Raw genomic sequence first — 19,461 nt, 5'->3', positions numbered from 1 at the left:
CGCCATGCTCCGCCGCATCCTTGTTTCCAGCCTGCTGCCCCTCGGCATCGCGTTCACCGCGCCTCCTGCCCTCTCTCAAAGTTCCTTTTTCTCGGGCGCCGCCTCAATGCGCATCGACGTGGAGGTTTACAAGGGCCCATTGTCGAAAGATATCCGCAGCCAGATTGCAGAATTCGATGGGCTTCTCAATCAAACCAGGACGCAGTTCGACCGCTTCGGCAAGCAGATCGACATTTGGCTTCTTAAGCAAGGCACTGGCTGTCTCGCCGATATGCAAGTGTCGCCTGTACCGAGCGATATCCTGAAATCTGCTTTCATCAGAAATACAGACCTGATTTCTGCATACGAATGCGCACTGGTGCGTCAGATATCGGAGGAAACCAACGGTCTAAAACTTGATTTAAACAGGATTCCTTCGACGCTTCAGGAAACACTGAATGGTTTGGATTCCGTGTCATACGCGACTAGTGGGAGCGGCACAGGGCAAATCGCGGCGCCATTGATGCGCAATGTGATTACCCATGCCACATCTTTTGCGAAACGGATCAGCCGCTCCGCTCAGAACTGGCAGGAGATTCAGACCGCCGTGTATTTGCCGGATCCGGTGCTGCGCGCGCTCATCACCAGCTACCAGTTTGCCGCAGCCGAACAGGCCAACCAGATCGCCAGCCGCGCCGATGCCCTGCTGCAGCAGATCGACGGCCTGGATCGCCGCGAACTGCCGCTATCGGCCTTCATCTCGGGCAGCGCGCCGACCGACTTCGCCCGGCTGTTCGAATGGAACAATGCCTACACCTATCCATGGTCTTCCTCCCAGAAAGTTGATGATCGCGTGCAGATACTCGAGCGGCTGCAGGCTGACATGCATTGGGCGCGGGTCAACACCGTCTATGCCAGCGGCCAGGGCAACACGGCGATGGCTTTCATCAAGGACGATATCGGCAACTGGTCGCTCAAGCAGTTCGACAACCAGCCCGGCGAACTGCTGGATGCCTATTCGAAAATGGCCAAGGCCGCCATCGCTTCCGCCACCAGCCTGATCACCAGTGCGGCCACCGGCGGCAGCGCGGCCGGCGTGAAGAGCATGATCAATCTGGCGGACTCGATCGCCTTCGGGAATGGCGGGGCGCCCGACCAGGCCCGCGCCCCGGTCGATTTGCTGCCGGCGCGCGAACGCATAAAGGCCAAGCTGGAAGACATCCGCCTCCTGGCTGAGGCCGAAGAAGTAAAGCGGAAAGACGATCCGGTAAAACTCAAGGAACTGCGCACGGAGACGGAGGCTCAGATTCGCCAGACGCTCGCCGGCTATCAGGCGATGCTCGATCTGCTCGATGATGCGACGCAGCCGGTCAGCAGCACTGCGACGGCTGCGGCTGCGCCCGATATCCCGAAACTCCCGCTGCCTGGCTTGCCAGGCCGCTAAGCTCAGACTCCGCCGGACACCGTCCTCGGATATCTGCCTGCAGCTACCTGCACCCGCTGCCATGCTGCATCTCGTGCAGCAGTTTCAGCTCTTCGCGGTTCGGGCAGAAATACGGCGTCACCGCAGCTATGGCGGCGCCAATCTGATCCCGGTGGCGGTGGCGCACGACATCGCCGAACTGCCGCCGGTGGAAGGCAGCTTCACCGATCGCCCAGCGCGGCGTGATCCGCGGGCATTAGGGGCTGGCGTGAGCGTCCATTTTAATCAAGCGGCAGGCAACAGAATTTTACCTTCTCACCTGAACCACAAGGGCATTGGTCATACAGTGAAATCTTATGCTGGGCGCAAAATTCTTTAAACTCTGCTGCAATTCGCAGCTTCCATCGCCCCATTGCTTTCAAGTCATAGTCGTTATTATTCCACAAAGCGCTGACCGTTAATGGTTGATCACATATCATAAGTCCGGAAAATTTCTTTCTTGCACGATCAAGAATATCATGAGCTATGCAACTCTTCAGGCCACCATTGATCGATGCGCTGACTTCACCTGCTTCATTGGTAGACATTTGCGCCAAAATCTCGCATCTCAAGTTTATGCCTTCTGTTGTTTCACGAAACTTCAGAAGATCAAATATTAATTGAGGACTTTGAATAAAGACCTCCCCGACATGAGCATTTAATTCCCCGGCAACCACATAGCTTGCTATTTGATCCACCCAAAGACCCGCTGAACATGCACTAAACACTGGGCCCGCCAAACCTGAAAGCCCAAATAACAGCTTCGTTGATGGCACATTCAGCAAATTACAAGTAAGCCCCACACGCACTACCTGGGCCAAACGGAGTATTGGGAACATAAGCCAAGGCGGAACGGTTTTCACCGGCACCCCTTCACTTATACCAAGCGACTTTCTTATATCTGGATACACCAAAAGCCCCCGAACAAATTCAGGAACGTTCGAAATATCGCGATCGGAAATGATCGTTGTATTTTTTACCAATAAATCAAAATTCTCTTGAGCTTCTTTCTCTTTTCCCGGAACGGGAAGAATTTGTCGTTTTATTACATTGGATGCGGAGCCGTCTGTGACGTTGCTTATCGAGGCAATGCCACCCAATCCCGAAGGGTCTTCATTTGAAAACATCACGCCATCCTGAGTCTCCCAATGAATGAATTTCAATATATCGAGATCAATGAGCGCCCAGAATACCTGACTCCCCAAGGTGGTGTGCACACGACCGACTGCATTTAGCGGCATTATTACTTGATCAAAACATAACAACCCGACTACTAAATCATGCATAGCAGTGCTGTTTAAATGCGGAAACTCAAAGTCATTTACGCCATGGCCAACATAGCCATACCCTGAAGGAATTTTATCACCGACAGGCGCGAATTCGAATCTTGATGAGCTACTCCATTTTCCGGGCGGCATTACATCAGTAATAAAATGAATACTTTTCGGCACAACTTTGGCAAAGCTCTGAACGCCGTTTAATGGACTATGCGCTGAGATTTTCAGATATTTTGATGCTTCAAGAACTCTAATTGCCGATCTATGATCTTTCTGAGGTTCAGGAGTGTATATAATTTTTTCTACACTCCCTGGAATCTCATTATTGTCGATCGGCAAAATAGCGAAATGCGGTCCATCTCCAAATATTGGTTTCCCATGTGAGCTGCGCTCCAAAAGATTCAAAATGTAATTGTCTCTAATGCTATAACCGATGAAAATTATCGAATATTGCGCAATTACAGGCTTCGGGGAGAATGTCTCCGCAAGCATACGGCGATACATTTCTGGGTTACTTTTTTCGCAGTAGTCAAAAAACGCCGGGAGGGTTTTATTTTTTAGTTCTGATGCTTTGGTTTTATCAAAGCCAACTTGGTGCCTGGAGAATTTTTTATAAAAATCATCCGCCATTTCATCCCATAGCGGATAACCAGACCACTTACTTACCCCCGCCCCAATCCAAACAACGACCGGTCGTCGCCGTTCCTCTAATAGATCGACCAGTTTTCTTAATGCGACGTAAGTATTTTCTGATTTCCAATCGAGCATAATGTGATCGCGCTATTTTAATTATTATTGCAATCCTGCTCCCTATAATTGGGATGATCAAGCTTATAGATATTATTTGCCTGATTATTGAAACGTATATCGTGTCTAGGTGGACTCCACCGCGATGGGAAATGCCGGGGCTTTAAAACTTACTTCGCGCAGCTGCCATGCTGCATCTCGTGCAGCAGTTTCAGCTCTTCGCGGTTCGGGCAGAAATACGGCGTCACCGCATCGTCGCGCGCCTCGGCCGGAATGCTGAGCCAGTCGCGGCATTCGCCGCGCGCCTGGCACAGGCCGCAGACCCGCTGCATGTCGTGCAGCGCGCCATACATCGCCGCCGTCTGCCTGAGCCCGGTGCGGCCGAGCACGTCGTCCAGTTCGGCGCTGCCGCCGCTTTCGGCGATCAGAGTATCCAGCGCGCTACTGGTCATGCCGAGATCATGCGCGATACGGCCGCGCTCCGGGCGGTCGAGCGACTGCCATTCGCGCTCTTCCGCCAGGCGGCGGAAGCTGCCTTTGAACCAGTCCGCCAGAACGGCAATGGCGCGGCTGACCAGATCGTGGTCCTGAGTCTGGGCTTGGGTCATAGCGGCCTCCTCTTCCCGGTCGGATGCAGGGTCAGCCTATGCGTTTCCGCCGGCGCCACCTTGTTCTGGATCAAGCCCGGGCAAGAAAGCCTGTTTACCGCTAAAAACGATAATTAATTACATCTATATTCTATTTAAAATAGAAACGAAGCGCCGCGAAGCATTGCGAAGCGCTCCGACGCAGCCCGGCCCGGGATTGTCGCCGGGATTTCGGCAGCCGGTCAGCCCGGCTTGGCCACCCGCAGGAAAGCCTCGCCGACCAGCAGGTGGGTCACGCTGCCGCCGCCATCGGGGGCGGTTGTCCCGCCATCGTCCAGCGGCAGGATCACCCGGTCGTATTGCAGGATCTTCGGCCCGTCCCAGCGCGTGACGCTGACATGGAAGGCGCCGCGCTGCCTGATCGCCAGGTCGAAATGCTGGCGCACCACCGGCCGCGTCTCCCGCGTCACGCCATCGGGATCGGCGGCCAGGGCGGCGGTGCGGCGATACTGCTCGCCCATGGCGATGTAGGGATAGCGGCCGTCGCCGGTCACCTCGACGATGGCAAGGTCGGTCGGGCCGGGCAGCGTCTGCGGCATGTCTGCCGGGGGCAGCGCGGCAAAGGCCGCCATCGACCGGCCCTCACGCGCCTCGTCATACCAGGCCTTCAGCGCGATCAGCGCCGGGGCCACGATCTCGTCGGCGGCGTAATGGCGCCTGGAGCCGTTGGTCATTTGGCACCCACCGGCACGGGCCGCGGCTTGCCGTTTTCGTCGATCGCCACATAGGTGTAGACGCCCTCGGTCACCTTGATCTCGGTGGGGTCGAGGCGACGGGCAACGATGGTCTCCATCTTCACCGCCATCGATGTGCGGCCGACGCGGATGACGCGGCCGTAAATCGAGACGATGTCGCCGACCTTGATCGGCTGGTGGAAGGTCATCGCATCGACCGCCACGGTGACCACGCGGCCCTGGGCGCGCCGCGCCGCGATGATGCCGCCGGCGATGTCCATCTGGCTCAGCACCCAGCCGCCGAAGATGTCGCCGTTGCCGTTCATATCGGCCGGCATCGGCGCCGAGCGGATCACCGGCTCGCCGCGCTCAGCGACCTGGTCCTGCGATTCGGTTATCGAGTCTCTCGCCATCCCAGCCTCTATATTCCTACCAGATGTTGGTTGTTTCCCGTCTGCGGCACACTATACTGCGGCGCAAAGACGAGTCACCCCTTAATCTTAAATCCGTGAATAGTATGAACGACTTGTTCCAGCAGGGAAGCAAGGGTGGCAGCGATTACACCGCCAAGGACATCGAGGTTCTCGAAGGCCTGGAGCCGGTGCGGCGCCGCCCCGGCATGTATATCGGCGGCACCGACGAGCGCGCCCTGCACCATCTCTTCGCCGAAGTGCTCGACAACTCGATGGACGAGGCCGTGGCCGGCCATGCCGACCGCATCGAGGTGACGCTGCAGGAGGATGGCGCGCTGCGCGTGACCGACAACGGCCGCGGCATCCCGATCGACCGGCATCCCAAATTCAAGGACAAGTCGGCGCTGGAGGTCATCCTCACCACGCTGCATTCGGGCGGCAAGTTCTCGTCCAAGGTCTATTCCACCGCCGGCGGCCTGCATGGCGTCGGCATCTCGGTGGTCAATGCGCTGTCGGACCGCCTGAGCGTGGAAGTGGCGCGCGACCGCGAGCTGTGGCGCCAGGACTATTCGCGCGGCGCGCCGCAGGGCAAGCTGGTCAAGGTCGGCGCGGCGCCGAACCGCCGCGGCACCGCCGTCACCTTCCATCCGGACGAACAGATCTTCGGCAAGGGCGCGCATTTCCGCCCCTCGCGCATCTTCAAGATGGCGCGCTCCAAGGCCTATCTCTATCCCGGCGTGAAGATCGTCTGGGCCTGCGCGCCCGAACTGCTGAAAGGCAGCGAGGAAGTCACCCCGCAGGATGCCGTGCTGCATTTCCCCGGCGGGTTGCAGGATTATCTGTCCGAGCAGCTGGAAGGCCAGCAGACCGTGACGCCGACGCCGTTTGCCGGCCGCGCCGATCTGGCCGGCGAGCGCGGCAAGGTCGAATGGGCGATCCACTGGCCGCAGGATATCGACGAAGGCTGGCTGCAGTCCTACTGCAACACGGTGACGACGCCCGAGGGCGGCACGCACGAGGCCGGCTTCCGCACGGCGCTGCTGCGCGGCCTGAAGGACTATGCCGAGCTGACCAACAACAAGAAGGCGGCGCAGATCACCGCCGACGACATCCTGGGGGCCGGCGCGGCGATGCTGTCGCTGTTCATCAAGGACCCGCAGTTCCAGGGCCAGACCAAGGACAGGCTGGTCACAGTCGAAGCGCAGAAGCTGGTCGAGACCGCGATCAAGGATCATTTCGATCACTGGCTGGCCGGCGCGCCGCAGCATGCCAATGCGCTGCTGACCCGCCTGATCGAGCGCGCCGAAGACCGCCTGCGCCGCCGCGCCGAAAAGGACGTCAGCCGCAAGTCGGCGACGCGCAAGCTGCGGCTACCCGGCAAGCTGGCGGATTGCGCGGACGAAGCCGCCAACGGTTCGGAAATCTTCATCGTCGAGGGTGACTCGGCCGGCGGTTCAGCCAAGCAGGCGCGCGACCGTCGCACCCAGGCTGTGCTGCCTCTGCGCGGCAAGATTCTGAATGTTGCATCCGCAGCTTCGGGCAAGCTCGCCGCCAACCAGGAACTGGCCGACCTGACCCAGGCGCTGGGCTGCGGCACCGGCGGTCGCTATCGCAACGAGGATCTGCGCTACGACAAGGTCATCATCATGACCGACGCCGATGTTGACGGCGCGCATATCGCTTCCCTGCTGATGACCTTCTTTTTCCGCGAGATGCCCAAGCTGATCGAACACGGGCATCTTTATCTGGCGCAGCCGCCGCTCTATCGCCTGAGCGCCGGCGGCAAGACCTTCTATGCGATGGACGATGCCGACAAGGATCGCCTGATCAAGCAGCATTTCGGCAGCCGCAAGGTAGAGATCAGCCGCTTCAAGGGCCTGGGCGAAATGCCGCCGGGCCAGCTGAAGGAAACCACCATGAACCGGAAGAACCGCGTGCTGCTGCGGGTGCAGGTGCCGGTGGAAGAAGTCAGGGAGTCCGAAGATCTGGTGGAACGTCTGATGGGCCGGAAGCCCGAACTGCGCTTCCAGTTCATCCAGGAACGCGCCGCCTTCGCCACCGATATCGACGTGTGATGCCATGCAGGGGGTAATCGGGGCAACAGACCTGCCGGTTGTCGCCCTGGTGACCCTCGCGCTGCTGGGCATCAACGTTCTGGTCGGCGTCGGCGTCAGCGTGGTGCATCCGCGCGAAGAAGGCCCGGCGACCTGGGCATTGGGCAATGTGCTGTTCGCTGTCGGCGTTGCCGTGCTGATGCTGCGCGTACCGCAGAACGAGCCCTATGTGGCGCTGTTCGGCACGGCAGTCTTCGTGCTCAGCTACATCCTGGTCTGGGTCGGCTTCCGGCGCTTCCGTTTCCGCCCGATCCCCTATCGCGCCGCCACCGCGATCTTCCTGGCGTTCTTCTGCGCCTTCACCTGGTTCCTGCTGGTCGATCCGAACCCGGTGATGCGTGCCGCCGTCACAACCAGCACCATCGCCCTGCTCTGCGGCCTGACGACCTGGACCATGCTGTATCGCATCGAACCGGCCCTGGTGCAGACCCAGGCTTTCATCGGCATGCTGGCCGGCGCGCTCGGCATGCTTTACCTGCTGCGCTGCGTCGCCGCCCTCGCCGGTGTCCTGCAGCCGAGCGATTTCGGCGGCGGGCTGCTCGGCGCCAGTATCTTCATCCTGCCCACCATCGCCTCGCTGCTGGTGGCGGCGTCCTGCATCCTGATGCTGAACCAGCGCCTGCAGCAACGCCTGCAGATCAGCGCCCAGACCGACCCGCTGACCGGACTGATCAACCGCGGCCTGCTTGATGATCTGGGTGACAAGGAAATCGCCCGCGCCAAGCGCCATGGCTATGGCCTGTCGGTGGTGGTGTTCGAGGTCGATCATTTCGACACGATCAACAGCGACCACGGCTACGATGCCGGCGATGCGGTGCTGCGCAAGGTTTCCGAGCTGGTGACCAGGAACATGCGGCGCGAGGATTTCGTTGCCCGACTGGATGGCGCCACCATCAGCCTGCTGCTGCCGAGCACGCGCCTGGCCGGCGCCCAGCAGCTGGCCGAGCGGCTGCGCCTGGAGATCGCCGCCACGGCCTTCGAGATCGGGGGCAAAACCTTTTCGCTGACCGCCAGTTTCGGTCTTGCCGCGCTCGGCCTGCACAGCGACGACTGGACTGAGATGATGCAGCGCGCACAGGCGGCGCTGTATCGTGCCAAGGCCGACGGCCGCAATCGCATCGAGATTGCGGCTTTCAGCGACAGCCTGGCGGAACGCCCTGCCTAGATCGGCCGGAGCTTTCTAGGCCGCGAGCCACTGCCGCAGGGCGGCCGCCGTCGCATCGGGCTGTTCCATCGGCGGCAGATGGCCGCAATGCTCCAGCACCACCTGCTTTGCACCGGGGATCAGCGACGCCATCTCGTCATGCAGTTCCAGCGGTGTCAGGACATCCTGCCGGCCGCACAGCACCAGCGCCGGCACCGTGTAGCCCTTGAGGTCGGGGCGGCCGTCGGGCCGGTTGATGATGGCGGTCTGCTGTTTGATGAAACCGTCGCGGCCGATCGCTTCCGCCATCGCCATGATGCGGTCGACCATGGGCTTGTTCGTCTGGTTGTCAGGGTGCAGCAGCAGAGGCAGCAGTTGCGGCGTGACCCCTTTGAACTTGCCGATCTGGCTCAGGTTGATCAAGGCCCTGCGTCGCTCGGTCTGCTCCGGCGTATCGGCGCGCGATGACGTATCCATCAATGCGACACGCGTCACGCGCTGCGGCGCCTGGCGCATGATCTCCTGCGCCACATAGCCGCCCATCGACAGGCCGCAGAGCGCGAAACGATCCGGTGCCTCGGCCAGGATCAGCCGGGCCATGTCGCCGAAATTGTCCTGGTCGTAGTGACAGCGCGGCGACAGGCATTGCGCCACCTCCGACAGCCGGGCGATCTGCTCGCGCCAGAAATCGTCGGTCAACAGCAGGCCGGGAATCAAAACCAGCGGCTCACGCATAGAAAATCCTTTCAACTCACTTGATCAGCCTGGAGAGCGCCCTGAACTCCGGATGCGACGCGCTGCCGAGCCATTCGAAAATACACATCTCTGTGGTGACGAGTTCCACACCGGCGGCCTGCATGCGCGTGCACGCCACCGCCACGCTGTCGGGATGGCGCGAGGAGATCGCATCGGCCACCACCGCCACGCGATGACCGGATTCCGCCAGACCGAGCGCGGTCTGCAACACGCAGACATGGGCCTCGATACCGGCAATCACCACCTGAGATCGCCCCGCCGCGGCAATGCGTTCCTGCACCGCCGGCTCGCCCCAGGCGGAAAAATGCATCTTTTCCAACACCGGACTGTCGCCCGCCGCAACCTTGATCTGCGGCACGGTGGCGCCCAGCCCCTTGGGATACTGTTCGGTCAATATGGCCGGAATCCGCAAATGCGCAGCGGCTTGCAACAGGATTTCCGTATTGCGGACGACACGCTCGCCGTCATGAATCGCCGGCAGCAGGCGATCCTGAATATCGATAGCAAGAAGCAGGGTTTCATTTGCGGAAAGCAGCATGATCGAACTCTGGCGCGGTTCCGGCAAAAATATAGCCTTCATGCGGCAAATACCACAGCACCGGCCGCCCGGCGTTGCATTTTCGCAACCTGCCAGTGCAAAATCACGCGCCCTTTGTCATCGTCAGAGTCATGCATCTCGATACACCGACTGTCGCTTTTATCACCGTGCTTGTGGTGTGTCTGGAATCCGGCATCCTCACCGCCCTGTGGGTAATTCATCGCGGCATGCGCGGGGTCGGGCACTGGGCCGCCGGCGCGCTGGTCATCTCAGTGGGCGTGCTGGGAGTGTATCTGCGCAGTGATGCATTGCCATCGGCCTCACTGGTGGTGGCCAACCTTTTCATCATCGGCGGCTACGTGCTGACCTGGTGGGGCATCGAGGCTTTCTTCGAACGCCCCCTGCCCTACCGCTTCGGTATTGCGATCCTTGTCGTGGCAGCCGTCGCGCTGAGCTATTTCACCGCCACCGACAATTCACGCATCCGCATCGTGGTGCTGCTGGCCTGTTTTGCCCTTCTGTCGGCCTTGCGCATTTACAGCATGCTGCGCGATGTGCGGCCGAGCACGCGGTTTTCGCAGGTCCTGGCGAGCCTCGCACTCGGCATCCATGCCATTTACTTCCTCGCGCTGGCGACCGCCATCTGGACCCTGCCGCCGGTGGAGCGCCCGCTGGCGCAGGTTCCGATCTCCGGCTGGCTGTTCCTGATCCCGATGCTGCTGTCGATCGCGGTGATCTTCACCGCCATCCTGCTGATCAACCAGACCATCGCAGCCCGTCTGCAGGAAGCTGCGCGGCGCGATGCCCTGACCGATGCACTGACCCGCCGCGCCCTTGAAGAAGTGGCGGAAACCGAGATCGCGCGCAGCCGTCGGCATCAAACGCCGCTCAGCCTGCTGCTGCTGGACATCGACCATTTCAAGCTGGTGAACGACCAATACGGCCATGCGGCCGGCGACGCCGCCCTGCGCCAGTTCGCCGCCGCCGCCCGGCGCTGCCTGCGCCGCGAAGATATCTTCGGACGTCTCGGCGGCGAGGAATTCTGCGCCCTGCTGCCCAATACGGCGGTCGCCGGCGCCGCGCAGCTGGCCGAACGCATTCGCCAGTCAGTCGCCGATCTGGCTGTCGATGCCGGCGGGCACCGGCTGTCCCTGAAAGTCAGCATCGGCGTCGCCAGCCTCGGCAGCCATGGCAACACATGGCACGAGCTGGTGCATCAGGCCGACACGGCGATGTATGCCGCAAAACGCGCCGGTCGCAACCGCGTCATCGTCGGCGGCGGTCAGACTGCGGCGGCACCTGTCGCCTGACCTTGCTGATCGACCTCAGACCGGCCGGTCACCCTTCTGCACTTTCAGCGTGCGGTTATCCACGCCGGGCAGCATCCGCCCCGGATCGCGGGTGACAACCACGTCGATGACCGTCGGGCTATCCGTCTTTGCCAGCGCCTCGGTGATGGCCGGGCCCAGCTTTTCCGGATCGACGACACGAATGCCATGGCAACCCATCGCCTTTGCAATATTCGCATAGTCCATCTCGATCAGGTCGGAGGACTGATAGTTCCCCGCTCCGTAGACAGCATGCTGCAGCGCTTTCACATAGCCGGAGGCGGCATTGTTGAAGACGATGGTAATGAAATTCGCTCCCAGCCGCCGCGCCGTTTCAAGATCGCCCAGCGACATGTTGAACCCGCCATCGCCGGTCAGCGCCACGACACGGCGCTTCGAACCGACGCCGATCTGGGCCCCCAACCCACCCGGCACGCCATAGCCGATCGAGGCAAAGCCGCGGTCGGCAACGAAATGACGTCCGGCCGCCTTGGTCTCGAACAACAGGCCACCCCAATGCGCGGCAAAGCCGCCATCGGCAACTAACACGGCGTCAGCCGGCATCCGCTTGTTCAGCTCCCCCATGATGCGCCCGATATTGATCGGCGTCTCGGAGGATTCGAGCCGGTCGGCCGCGCCCTTGCGCCATTCGGTCATCCGTACCGGTACTTCAGCGCAATAGTCCGCCCTCGCCGCGACCCGCTTGTGGCCATCCCCCAGCGCCGCGGCCATGGCTTCCAGCGTCAACCTGGCATCGCCCACCAGCGCTACATCGGTGCGCGTGGTGCGGCCGATTTCCTCTGGCCAGATCTCGACATGGATGACCGGCTTACCGGCACCGATCAGCGAGAAACGGCGGGTGGCGATCTCGCCCAGTTTGCAGCCGACGACGATCAGGCAATCGGAGGCTTCGACCAGCTCGTTGGCAATACGGGAATAGCGGCCGAACACGCCTGCGGAAAGTGGATGGTTGCAGCCGATCGCACCTTTGCCTGACATGGTATGGGCGACCGGGATGCCTTCCTGCTCCGCCAGGGCGATCAGCGCATCATAGGCCTCGGAGACATGGATGCCGCCGCCGACCAGAAGCAGCGGCCGCTTCGCCTTCGCCATCATCTGCACTGCCCGGCTGAGTTCGGCCGGATCGGGCAACGAACGCCGCGCCTGCGCCTTCAGCGTACCGGCGTCGATCCAGAAATCGGCAGCGGAGAAATCATGTTCCGCATGGGCAATGTCTTCCGGAATGTCGATCAGGACCGGGCCCGGCCGACCGGAAGTGGCGACCGCATAAGCACGGCGCACCGCTTCGGGGATGCGCTGGACCATGTCGATGCGGATCACCTCCTTCACCACCGGACGCAGGATATCGATCTGCCGTGCCTCCTGCGTCATATTCTTGAAGGAATGTTCGCGATTGGTGTTGCCGGTGATCGCGATGATCGGAATGCCGGCATTGTAAGATTCCGCCAGGCCGGTAACGATATTCGTGGCCCCCGGCCCCTGCGTCGCATCCACCACACCAGGGCGGTTGGTGACACGGGCGTAAGCATCGGCCGCAAAAGCACCGCAGCGTTCATCGTTGATCAGGGCATGCTTCAGCCCCAGGGCGCGGCAGGCCTCATAGAAGGGCAGCAACTGGAAACCGCCCATTCCGAAAAGAAGGCCTGCATCGCTCAACTTGAGCATTTCGCCGAGGGCGCGTCCGCCTTGCATGGTGCGGGTCGCATTCGTGAACTGGGGGGAAGCTGTCATGATCTCTGCTTTGCTGTGTGTTTGGTGCTTTGGGGTCTGATCATTCCGCCTGGGCGCCGGACTTGCGCACGACCTCGCCCCAGTTGCGGGCTTCCTCTGCGATGAAGGCCGTGAGAGCCGCACCAGTCAGGGAGCGCGGATTGGCGCCGAGGCCGGCAAGCCGCTCGCGGAATTCCGGCACCTCGTGAATGGCTGTCACCTCGCGGGCCAGCCGTTCGGTGATTGCCACCGGGGTGCCGGTCGGCGCAAACAGCACGAACCAGCTTTCCGCCACGAAGTTCGGGAACCCCGATTCCACCATGGTGGGCACATCAGGCAGCACTGGCGAGCGTTGCGCCGCGGTGATCGCCAGCGCCCGCAGGCCGCCGCTCTTCACCAGCTGCAGGGCGGAAGGCAGATTGTCGAACATCAGGTCGACATTGCCACCGACCAGATCGGCCACGGCCGGACCCGAACCGCGATAAGGCACATGGGTCAGCTTCAGTCCGGAGGCGACCTTGAACATCTCGCCCGAGAGATGGATCGAGGTGCCGTTGCCGGCCGATGCGAAGCTGACGCCGTCAGGCTGCGCCTTGATCTCCTTCAGCAGCTCGCTGACGGTCTTGGCCTGGACCCGCTTGGGGCTGACGACCAGCAGATTGGGCACGCCGGCGATATAGGCGATGGGCGCGAAATCCTTCACCGGATCATAAGTGAGCGTCTTGTAGAGTGAGGGATTGATCGCATGGGTGCTCACCGCCCCCATCAGCAGCGTGTAGCCATCCGGCGCGGCCTTGGCCACGACACTGGCACCCACGGCGCCGCCGGCACCGGCGCGGTTCTCGACGACGACCGGTTGGCCGAGCCGGGTGGAGAGCTGCTGCCCCACCAGACGAGCGAGGGCATCCGTCGTGCCGCCCGCCGCGAAAGGCACCACGACGGTGACGGGGCGCACGGGCCATGTCTGCGCCCTGACCGGCCTGGTCGGGACGACAATTGCGAGAAAAGCGGCCGCACAAGCCGCGAGCCAAAGCGCTTTGATCCAGGATTTCATCGTTTCTTCCCCTTGCCGTGCCGATATCGGATGACCGGCACAAAAAAACACTTGTCTCGTTTAATGAGACTATGTATCTATTATTGAGACAGATTCATCTGGCCTTTGTCAAGCCGTCAGTTTTGAGGCCACGCCGTGCCCCGCATTTCCGCGAAAACTCCCGCAGCCCCAGCCTCGGCCGTCGATGGCGGCATGCATCAAAGCATCGCCCGGATTGATCTGCTGATTTCAGCGCTGAGTCAGGCGCCGGAAAAAGGCCTGCGCCTGGTGGAGGTCTGCGCCGCGACAGGGCTCGGCAAGGCGACCGCGCATCGGCTGCTGTCCGGGCTGGTGCAATACCGACTGGTGGATCACGACGCGGAAAGCGGCCGCTATTTCGTTGGCTACAAGATCTTTTCCTGGGCCAGCGGCGTGTCCAACCGCAACGGCCTGGTCGAGCTTCTGCATCCCGCCATGGCCCGTCTGGTCACGCAGTTTGGCGACACGGTCTATCTGGTCGTGCGCAATGGCGACGCGGCGGTCTGTGTCGAGCGGCTGGAGGGCAGCTATCCGATCAAGAGCCTGACCCTGAAAGTGGGCGACCGGCGACCATTGGGCATCGGTGCGGGCAGCGCCGCCATCCTGGCCGCGCTGTCGAAGCCCGAGCGGACGGCAATCATCGCCCAAGACGCTGCGGCACGCCGCGCCTTCCCGCTGTCGGATGCCGGCCTGGCCGCCATTCTCGGGGAGGCCGACGCCAAGGGCTATGCCTGCATTGACGGCGCCATCGTGCCCGGCATCTGCACCATCGGTGTGGCGATCACGCTTGATGACGGCAGCCCGGTCGCGGCAATCAGCGTCTCGGCGATTGCGGATCGCATGAGCGCGGAACGCCGGCTGGAGATCGCCCAGGCGATCCAGGCGGAAATCGAGACATTGCGGGAGACCAATGCCGCCTTTTTCAGGGCGGCGAACCGCTCACGCCTGATGAGCGGCATCGGGGCATAGCCGACGCCGCACCGTCAATTGCTCAGCAAAACCGGCAGCGACATATTGCCCAAAACGGTCTCGGTCACGCCGCCGAACACCATTTCGCGCAGCCGCGAATGGCCGAAGGCGCCCATCACCATCATGTCGCAGCTGCGCGCCTTCGCCTCGCCCAGCAGGGCCTGCCCCACCTTGCTGCCATTGGGAGGGATGACCGCGCTTTCCAGCCGCAACCCGTGACGCTGCATGTGATCGGAAATTTCGGCCAGCGCCGTGCGGCCCTTGCGCTCGGGCCCGATAGTCACCAGGTGCACGATTTCGGCGCCGCGCAGCAGCGGCATCGCATCGTGCAGCGCGCGTGCCGCCTCGCGCTTGCCGTTCCAGGCCACCAGGATGCGGCGACCAAGCTCGGCCGTGCTGCCGGCGTAGGGCACGGCCAGGATCGGCCGGCCGGCCTGCAGCGCCAGTTCATGCGGCAGAACGTCAGTGCCATATGGAATCGCCGCCGGATCGCTCGGATTGGGATCGGGCTGGCCGACAATGGCGATATCGCTGCAGCGCGCCGCCAGGCGCAGTGCCTCCACCGGCGCCAGGTCGCTGCTGAGCCAGCGATGCTCGATGCCGGCACTGCTGCAGGTGGAGAGAAATTCCTCCTTGGCGCCGACCGAGGCCTTCTGCGCCTCGTCCATCTGCTTCTGGATCAGTTCGGTGGGGATATACTCGCCCATGTAATAGGGCACGTTCGGCGGCGGCACGGTGTACAGCCCGCTGATGCGGGCACCGAAGCGCCGTGCCATGGCGATGCCGATCTGGGTGCGCGCAGCATTGCGCGGGTCCAGCGTCAGGTGAACCGTGATATCGCGGTAACTCATCGCCCGGCCTCCTTCGTTATGGCCGTGCCGCTTGTTCCCCCGGCGGCATCGACCGTTGTTTTCGGAAGTGCAGATGATTTACTGGGACAACTGTAGGCAGGTGCGCGCGCCGAGGCAAGGTCGGCGCGTGAGTTTGCGACTGGATGACGCAGTGGCTCAGGCGGCGGCCTTAAGCGGCAGCCTGGGCCTTCCACGGCGGCAGGCGGTTTTCCTCGACCGCATGGCAGGCCACGGCGCCGCCCTCGACGGCAATCGCCTTGGGCACGTCGCGCCTGCAGCGCTCGTTGGCGAGCGGGCAGCGCGGGTGGAAGCTGCAGCCCGGTGGCGGGTTGAGCGGGCTGGGCACCTCGCCGGCCACCGGCGTGCGCGACCGGCCGGTCATGTCGAGGTCGGGAATCGCATCCAGCAGCATGCGCGTGTAAGGATGCAGCGGCCGGTCGAACAGCGTCTGCGTATCGGCCCATTCCACCAGGCGGCCGAGATACATCACGCCGACCTTGTCGGAGACGTGATACACGACCGCGAGGTTGTGGCTGATGAACAGATAGGTCAGGCCGAGCTTGCGCTGCAGGTCCTTCATCAGGTTGAGAATCTGCGCCTGCACCGACACGTCGAGCGCCGAGGTCGGTTCGTCGCAGACCAGGAATTCCGGCTCGCCGGCGAGCGCGCGGGCGATCGAGATACGCTGGCGCTGGCCGCCGGAGAATTCATGCGGGAATTTGCGCGCATCCAGCGGAGACAGGCCGACCTGGCTGAGCAGTTCGCCGACGCGCTTGTCGACCGCGGCGTTGTCGGGGAGCAGTTTGCGGAAGCGCAGCGGCTCGGCGACGATATCGCCGACGCGCCAGCGCGGATTGAGCGAGGCATACGGATCCTGGAAGATCATCTGCATGCGGCCCTGGATATCCGGGTGCTTCGCACGCTCGACCGACGAACCGATTTCCACGCCCTCGAAATTGATCGAGCCGTCGCTCGGCTCATAGAGGCCGACGATCAGGCGGGCGACAGTGGACTTGCCGCAGCCGGACTCGCCCACCAGGCTGAAGGTCTCCCCCTGGTTGATCGAGAAATTCACGCCATCGACAGCGCGCACGATGCTGCGGCCCTTGCCTTCCAGCAGGCGGTTGAGCCAGGGCGCCGAGACATCGAAAACGCGCTTCAGGTCGGTGACGGTGAGCATGGGGACGGTCACTTTGGTCTCGGCGGGCTTAGACATGCGCCGGCTCCTTCACCAGCCAGCAGGCAGCCTGGCTCCGGCCGGCCGGCATCGGATCTGGCCGTTCGACGCGGCAGCGGTCGAAGACTTTCGGGCAGCGCGGGTTGAAGGCACAGCCTTTCGGAATGGCATTGAGGCGCGGCATCGAGCCGTCGATCTGGGTCAGCCGCTCGGTCTTGTGGCCCATGGCCGGAATGGCGCCCATCAGGCCGACGGTATAGGGATGATGCGGCCGCTTGATCACGTCCTGCACCGGGCCGATCTCGGCGATACGGCCGGCATACATGACGGCGACGCGGTCGGCGGTTTCAGCGATCACGCCCATATCATGGGTCACCAGCATCACCGCGGTGCCGTTCTCGCGGCACAGCCGCTTCAGCAGCTGGATGATCTGCGCCTGGATCGAGACATCGAGCGCGGTGGTCGGCTCGTCGGCGATGATCAGCTTGGGTTCGGCAGCCAGCGCCAGTGCAATCACCACGCGCTGGCGCATGCCGCCGGAGAACTGGTGCGGATAGGCATTGATGCGCTCGGCTGCCGAGGGGATGCCGACATCCTCCAGCAGCTTCACGGCGCGGTCGCGCGCCTGCGCATGGCTCATCGGCAGATGGGTCAGGATGGTTTCCACCAGCTGGTCGCCCACCCGGTAGAGCGGGTTGAGGCTGGTCAGCGGGTCCTGGAAGATCGCACCGATCTGGCGGCCGCGGATCTTGCGCATCTCGTGATACGGCAGGTTGTCGATGCGGCGGCCTTCCAGGCGAATCTCGCCAGCCGCGATGCGGCCCGGCGGTTCAAGCAGGCCGATGATCGCCGTACCGGTCATCGACTTGCCGGCACCGGACTCGCCGACCACGCCGAGTACCTCGCCGGCAGAAATGTCGAGCGAGATATCGTCGACAGCGACAAGGGTGCCGCGCCGGGTCGGGAATTCGACCCGCAGGTTTTTCACTTCAAGCAGCTTCGGGCTGGTCATCGAAATCACCGGAGCTTCGGATTGAGCGCGTCGCGCAGCCAGTCTCCCAGCAGATTGACGGCCAGCACGAGAATGGCAAGCACGGCACCGGGGAAGATGGTGATCCACCATTCGCCGGAGAACAGGAAATCGTTGCCGATGCGGATGAGGGTGCCGAGCGAAGGCTCGGTCGGCGGCAGGCCGACGCCGAGGAAACTCAGCGTCGCTTCGGTGATGATGGCCAGCGCCAGGTTGATGGTGGCGATCACCAGCACCGGGCCGAGCACGTTGGGCAGCACATGGCGGATGGCGATCAGCGGGCCCGGCAGGCCGATCACACGGGCGGCCTGCACATATTCCTTGCTCTTCTCGACCAGCACCGAACCGCGCACGGTGCGGGCATACTGCACCCAGTAACTGAGGCCGATGGCAACCACCAGCACGGCTTCGGCGAAATCCGAATGCCGTGCCTCGCCGAGGATGCCGCGCGACACGCCATCGACCAGCAGGGCGATCAGGATGGCCGGGAAGGACAGCTGGACGTCGGCCACGCGCATGATGAAACTGTCGACCGCGCCACCGAGATATCCGGCCACCAGGCCGAGCGTGATCCCGACTCCCATGGCGAAGATCACGGCGAGGAAGCCGACCATCAGCGAAATGCGCGAGCCGTACATGATGGTGGACAGCAGGTCGCGGCCCTGGTCGTCGGTGCCGAGCAGGTATTTGGCATCGCCGCCGTCTTCCCAGACCGGCGGCTTGAAGGCATCCGACAATTCGAGCGAGGCGAGATCGAAGGGATTATGCGGCGCCAGCCAGGGCGCGCCGAAAGCACCGATGAAGAAGATCAGCGTGATCAGGGCGGACAGCATGACCAGCTTGGAGCGGGTAAAGCTCCAGTAGATGTCGCTGTCCGACGTCTTGCGCCAGAATTCGATGACGCGCGCGGTCGGCAGCATCATTTCGCACCTGCCTTGCCGCCCATGCTGCGCAGGCGCGGATCGACCACGAAATACAGGATATCGACGGCCAGATTGATCAGCACGAACAGGAAGCCGATCGCCACCAGATAGGCGGCCATCACCGGAATATCCACGGCTTGCACCGACTGCAGGAACAGCAGGCCGACGCCAGGCCAGGAGAACACCGTCTCGGTGATGATGGCAAAGGCGATGATCGAGCCAAGCTGCAGCCCGGTGATGGTAATGACCGGCACCATGGTGTTCTTCAGCGCATGGCCGAAATTCACGGCGCGATTGCTCAGTCCGCGGGCGCGGGCGAATTTGATGTAGTCGGTACGCAGCACTTCCAGCATCTCCGAACGCACCAGGCGCATGATCAGGGTCATCTGAAACAGGCCCAGCGTGATGGCCGGCAGGATCACGGCTTTCCAGCCGCTGACGGTGAGGAAACCAGTACTCCAGCCACCGAGCTTGACCACGTCGCCGCGGCCGAAACTGGGCAGCCAGCCGAGCATGACAGCGAAGACCAGGATCAGCAGGATGCCGATCAGGAAGGTGGGCAGTGAAATGCCGATCAGCGACACCGTCATCATGCTGCGGCTGATCCAGTGGCGCGGATACAGGCCGGA

Annotated in this window: 18 protein-coding genes; 5 read left to right on the top strand and 13 right to left on the bottom strand. The window is 62.3% G+C overall.

The genetic code is table 11. The features are described from left to right. Window positions 1-4 precede the first annotated feature (4 nt). Window positions 5-1,423: a hypothetical protein gene (locus tag OJJ21_RS06665; RefSeq protein WP_297684401.1), complete on the top strand. Its 1,419-nt coding sequence runs from the start codon at window positions 5-7 to the stop codon at window positions 1,421-1,423. Window positions 1,424-1,683: 260 nt separating this feature from the next. On the opposite strand, the gene OJJ21_RS06660 is transcribed toward OJJ21_RS06665, so the two are convergent. From OJJ21_RS06660 to OJJ21_RS06645, 4 genes are all read right to left on the bottom strand, one after another. Next, entirely contained in the window at window positions 1,684-3,486 is a 1,803-nt protein-coding gene (locus tag OJJ21_RS06660) for a hypothetical protein (protein WP_297684399.1), read from the bottom strand. Between the two features lie 149 nt (window positions 3,487-3,635). Next, on the bottom strand, window positions 3,636-4,073 hold the full coding sequence (locus OJJ21_RS06655) for a DUF6455 family protein (RefSeq protein WP_297684397.1): 438 nt from the start codon (window positions 4,071-4,073) through the stop codon (window positions 3,636-3,638). A 221-nt stretch (window positions 4,074-4,294) separates the two neighbouring features. Then, window positions 4,295-4,786: a hypothetical protein gene (locus OJJ21_RS06650; protein ID WP_297684395.1), complete on the bottom strand. Its 492-nt coding sequence runs from the start codon at window positions 4,784-4,786 to the stop codon at window positions 4,295-4,297. Next, complete coding sequence (locus OJJ21_RS06645; protein WP_297684393.1) at window positions 4,783-5,199, bottom strand: acyl-CoA thioesterase; 417 nt, start codon at window positions 5,197-5,199, stop codon at window positions 4,783-4,785. The genes OJJ21_RS06650 and OJJ21_RS06645 overlap by 4 nt, the downstream gene beginning before the upstream one ends. A 104-nt stretch (window positions 5,200-5,303) precedes the next feature. Here OJJ21_RS06645 and parE point away from each other — a divergent pair, with 104 nt between their 5' ends. Together parE and OJJ21_RS06635 are read left to right on the top strand one after the other, a co-directional pair. Next, window positions 5,304-7,274 (top strand): DNA topoisomerase IV subunit B, encoded by a 1,971-nt coding sequence (gene parE / locus OJJ21_RS06640; protein WP_297684391.1) that lies wholly within the window; start codon window positions 5,304-5,306, stop codon window positions 7,272-7,274. Window positions 7,275-7,278: 4 nt separating this feature from the next. Further along, window positions 7,279-8,478 (top strand): GGDEF domain-containing protein, encoded by a 1,200-nt coding sequence (locus tag OJJ21_RS06635; RefSeq protein WP_297684389.1) that lies wholly within the window; start codon window positions 7,279-7,281, stop codon window positions 8,476-8,478. 15 nt (window positions 8,479-8,493) lie between these two features. Here the strand turns inward: OJJ21_RS06635 and OJJ21_RS06630 are convergent, their stop codons facing one another. Both OJJ21_RS06630 and OJJ21_RS06625 read right to left on the bottom strand, forming a co-directional pair. Then, on the bottom strand, window positions 8,494-9,192 hold the full coding sequence (locus OJJ21_RS06630; protein ID WP_297684387.1) for an alpha/beta hydrolase: 699 nt from the start codon (window positions 9,190-9,192) through the stop codon (window positions 8,494-8,496). Between the two features lie 16 nt (window positions 9,193-9,208). Continuing rightward, complete coding sequence (locus OJJ21_RS06625) at window positions 9,209-9,751, bottom strand: hydrolase (protein WP_297684385.1); 543 nt, start codon at window positions 9,749-9,751, stop codon at window positions 9,209-9,211. A gap of 131 nt (window positions 9,752-9,882) precedes the next feature. Between OJJ21_RS06625 and OJJ21_RS06620 the strand changes: the two genes are divergently transcribed. After that, window positions 9,883-11,061: a GGDEF domain-containing protein gene (locus tag OJJ21_RS06620; protein ID WP_297684383.1), complete on the top strand. Its 1,179-nt coding sequence runs from the start codon at window positions 9,883-9,885 to the stop codon at window positions 11,059-11,061. Between the two features lie 15 nt (window positions 11,062-11,076). Here OJJ21_RS06620 and OJJ21_RS06615 read toward each other — a convergent pair whose 3' ends face one another. Together OJJ21_RS06615 and OJJ21_RS06610 are read right to left on the bottom strand one after the other, a co-directional pair. Next, window positions 11,077-12,831 carry a thiamine pyrophosphate-binding protein gene (locus tag OJJ21_RS06615; RefSeq protein ID WP_297684381.1) on the bottom strand — a complete coding sequence of 585 codons (1,755 nt, stop codon included), beginning with the start codon at window positions 12,829-12,831 and terminating at the stop codon, window positions 11,077-11,079. A gap of 40 nt (window positions 12,832-12,871) precedes the next feature. Continuing rightward, entirely contained in the window at window positions 12,872-13,765 is an 894-nt protein-coding gene (locus OJJ21_RS06610; protein WP_297684379.1) for a tripartite tricarboxylate transporter substrate binding protein, read from the bottom strand. A gap of 291 nt (window positions 13,766-14,056) precedes the next feature. Between OJJ21_RS06610 and OJJ21_RS06605 the strand changes: the two genes are divergently transcribed. After that, the gene (locus OJJ21_RS06605) at window positions 14,057-14,851 is read left to right on the top strand and encodes an IclR family transcriptional regulator (protein ID WP_297684378.1); all 795 of its coding nucleotides are present in this window, start codon (window positions 14,057-14,059) and stop codon (window positions 14,849-14,851) included. Between the two features lie 14 nt (window positions 14,852-14,865). Here OJJ21_RS06605 and OJJ21_RS06600 read toward each other — a convergent pair whose 3' ends face one another. The 5 genes from OJJ21_RS06600 to OJJ21_RS06580 all read right to left on the bottom strand — a co-directional run. Further along, window positions 14,866-15,702 carry a universal stress protein gene (locus OJJ21_RS06600; protein ID WP_297684376.1) on the bottom strand — a complete coding sequence of 279 codons (837 nt, stop codon included), beginning with the start codon at window positions 15,700-15,702 and terminating at the stop codon, window positions 14,866-14,868. Window positions 15,703-15,871: 169 nt separating this feature from the next. Continuing rightward, a complete protein-coding gene (locus tag OJJ21_RS06595; RefSeq protein ID WP_297684374.1) occupies window positions 15,872-16,918 on the bottom strand; it encodes an ABC transporter ATP-binding protein in 1,047 nt (348 codons plus the stop codon). Beyond that, a complete protein-coding gene (locus tag OJJ21_RS06590; RefSeq protein ID WP_297684372.1) occupies window positions 16,911-17,891 on the bottom strand; it encodes an ABC transporter ATP-binding protein in 981 nt (326 codons plus the stop codon). Before OJJ21_RS06590 ends, OJJ21_RS06595 begins: the two co-directional genes overlap by 8 nt. Before the next feature lie 5 nt (window positions 17,892-17,896). Continuing rightward, window positions 17,897-18,832, bottom strand: coding sequence for an ABC transporter permease (locus OJJ21_RS06585; protein WP_297684370.1), 936 nt, complete (start codon window positions 18,830-18,832; stop codon window positions 17,897-17,899). Continuing rightward, on the bottom strand, window positions 18,829-19,461 hold a 633-nt coding region (locus tag OJJ21_RS06580; RefSeq protein ID WP_297684368.1), incomplete at its 5' end, for an ABC transporter permease. The genes OJJ21_RS06580 and OJJ21_RS06585, both read right to left, overlap by 4 nt.

This window comes from Ferrovibrio sp. (genome assembly GCF_025869515.1).
GTDB lineage: Bacteria > Pseudomonadota > Alphaproteobacteria > Ferrovibrionales > Ferrovibrionaceae > Ferrovibrio.
This window is presented reverse-complemented; position numbering and strand designations above follow the sequence as displayed.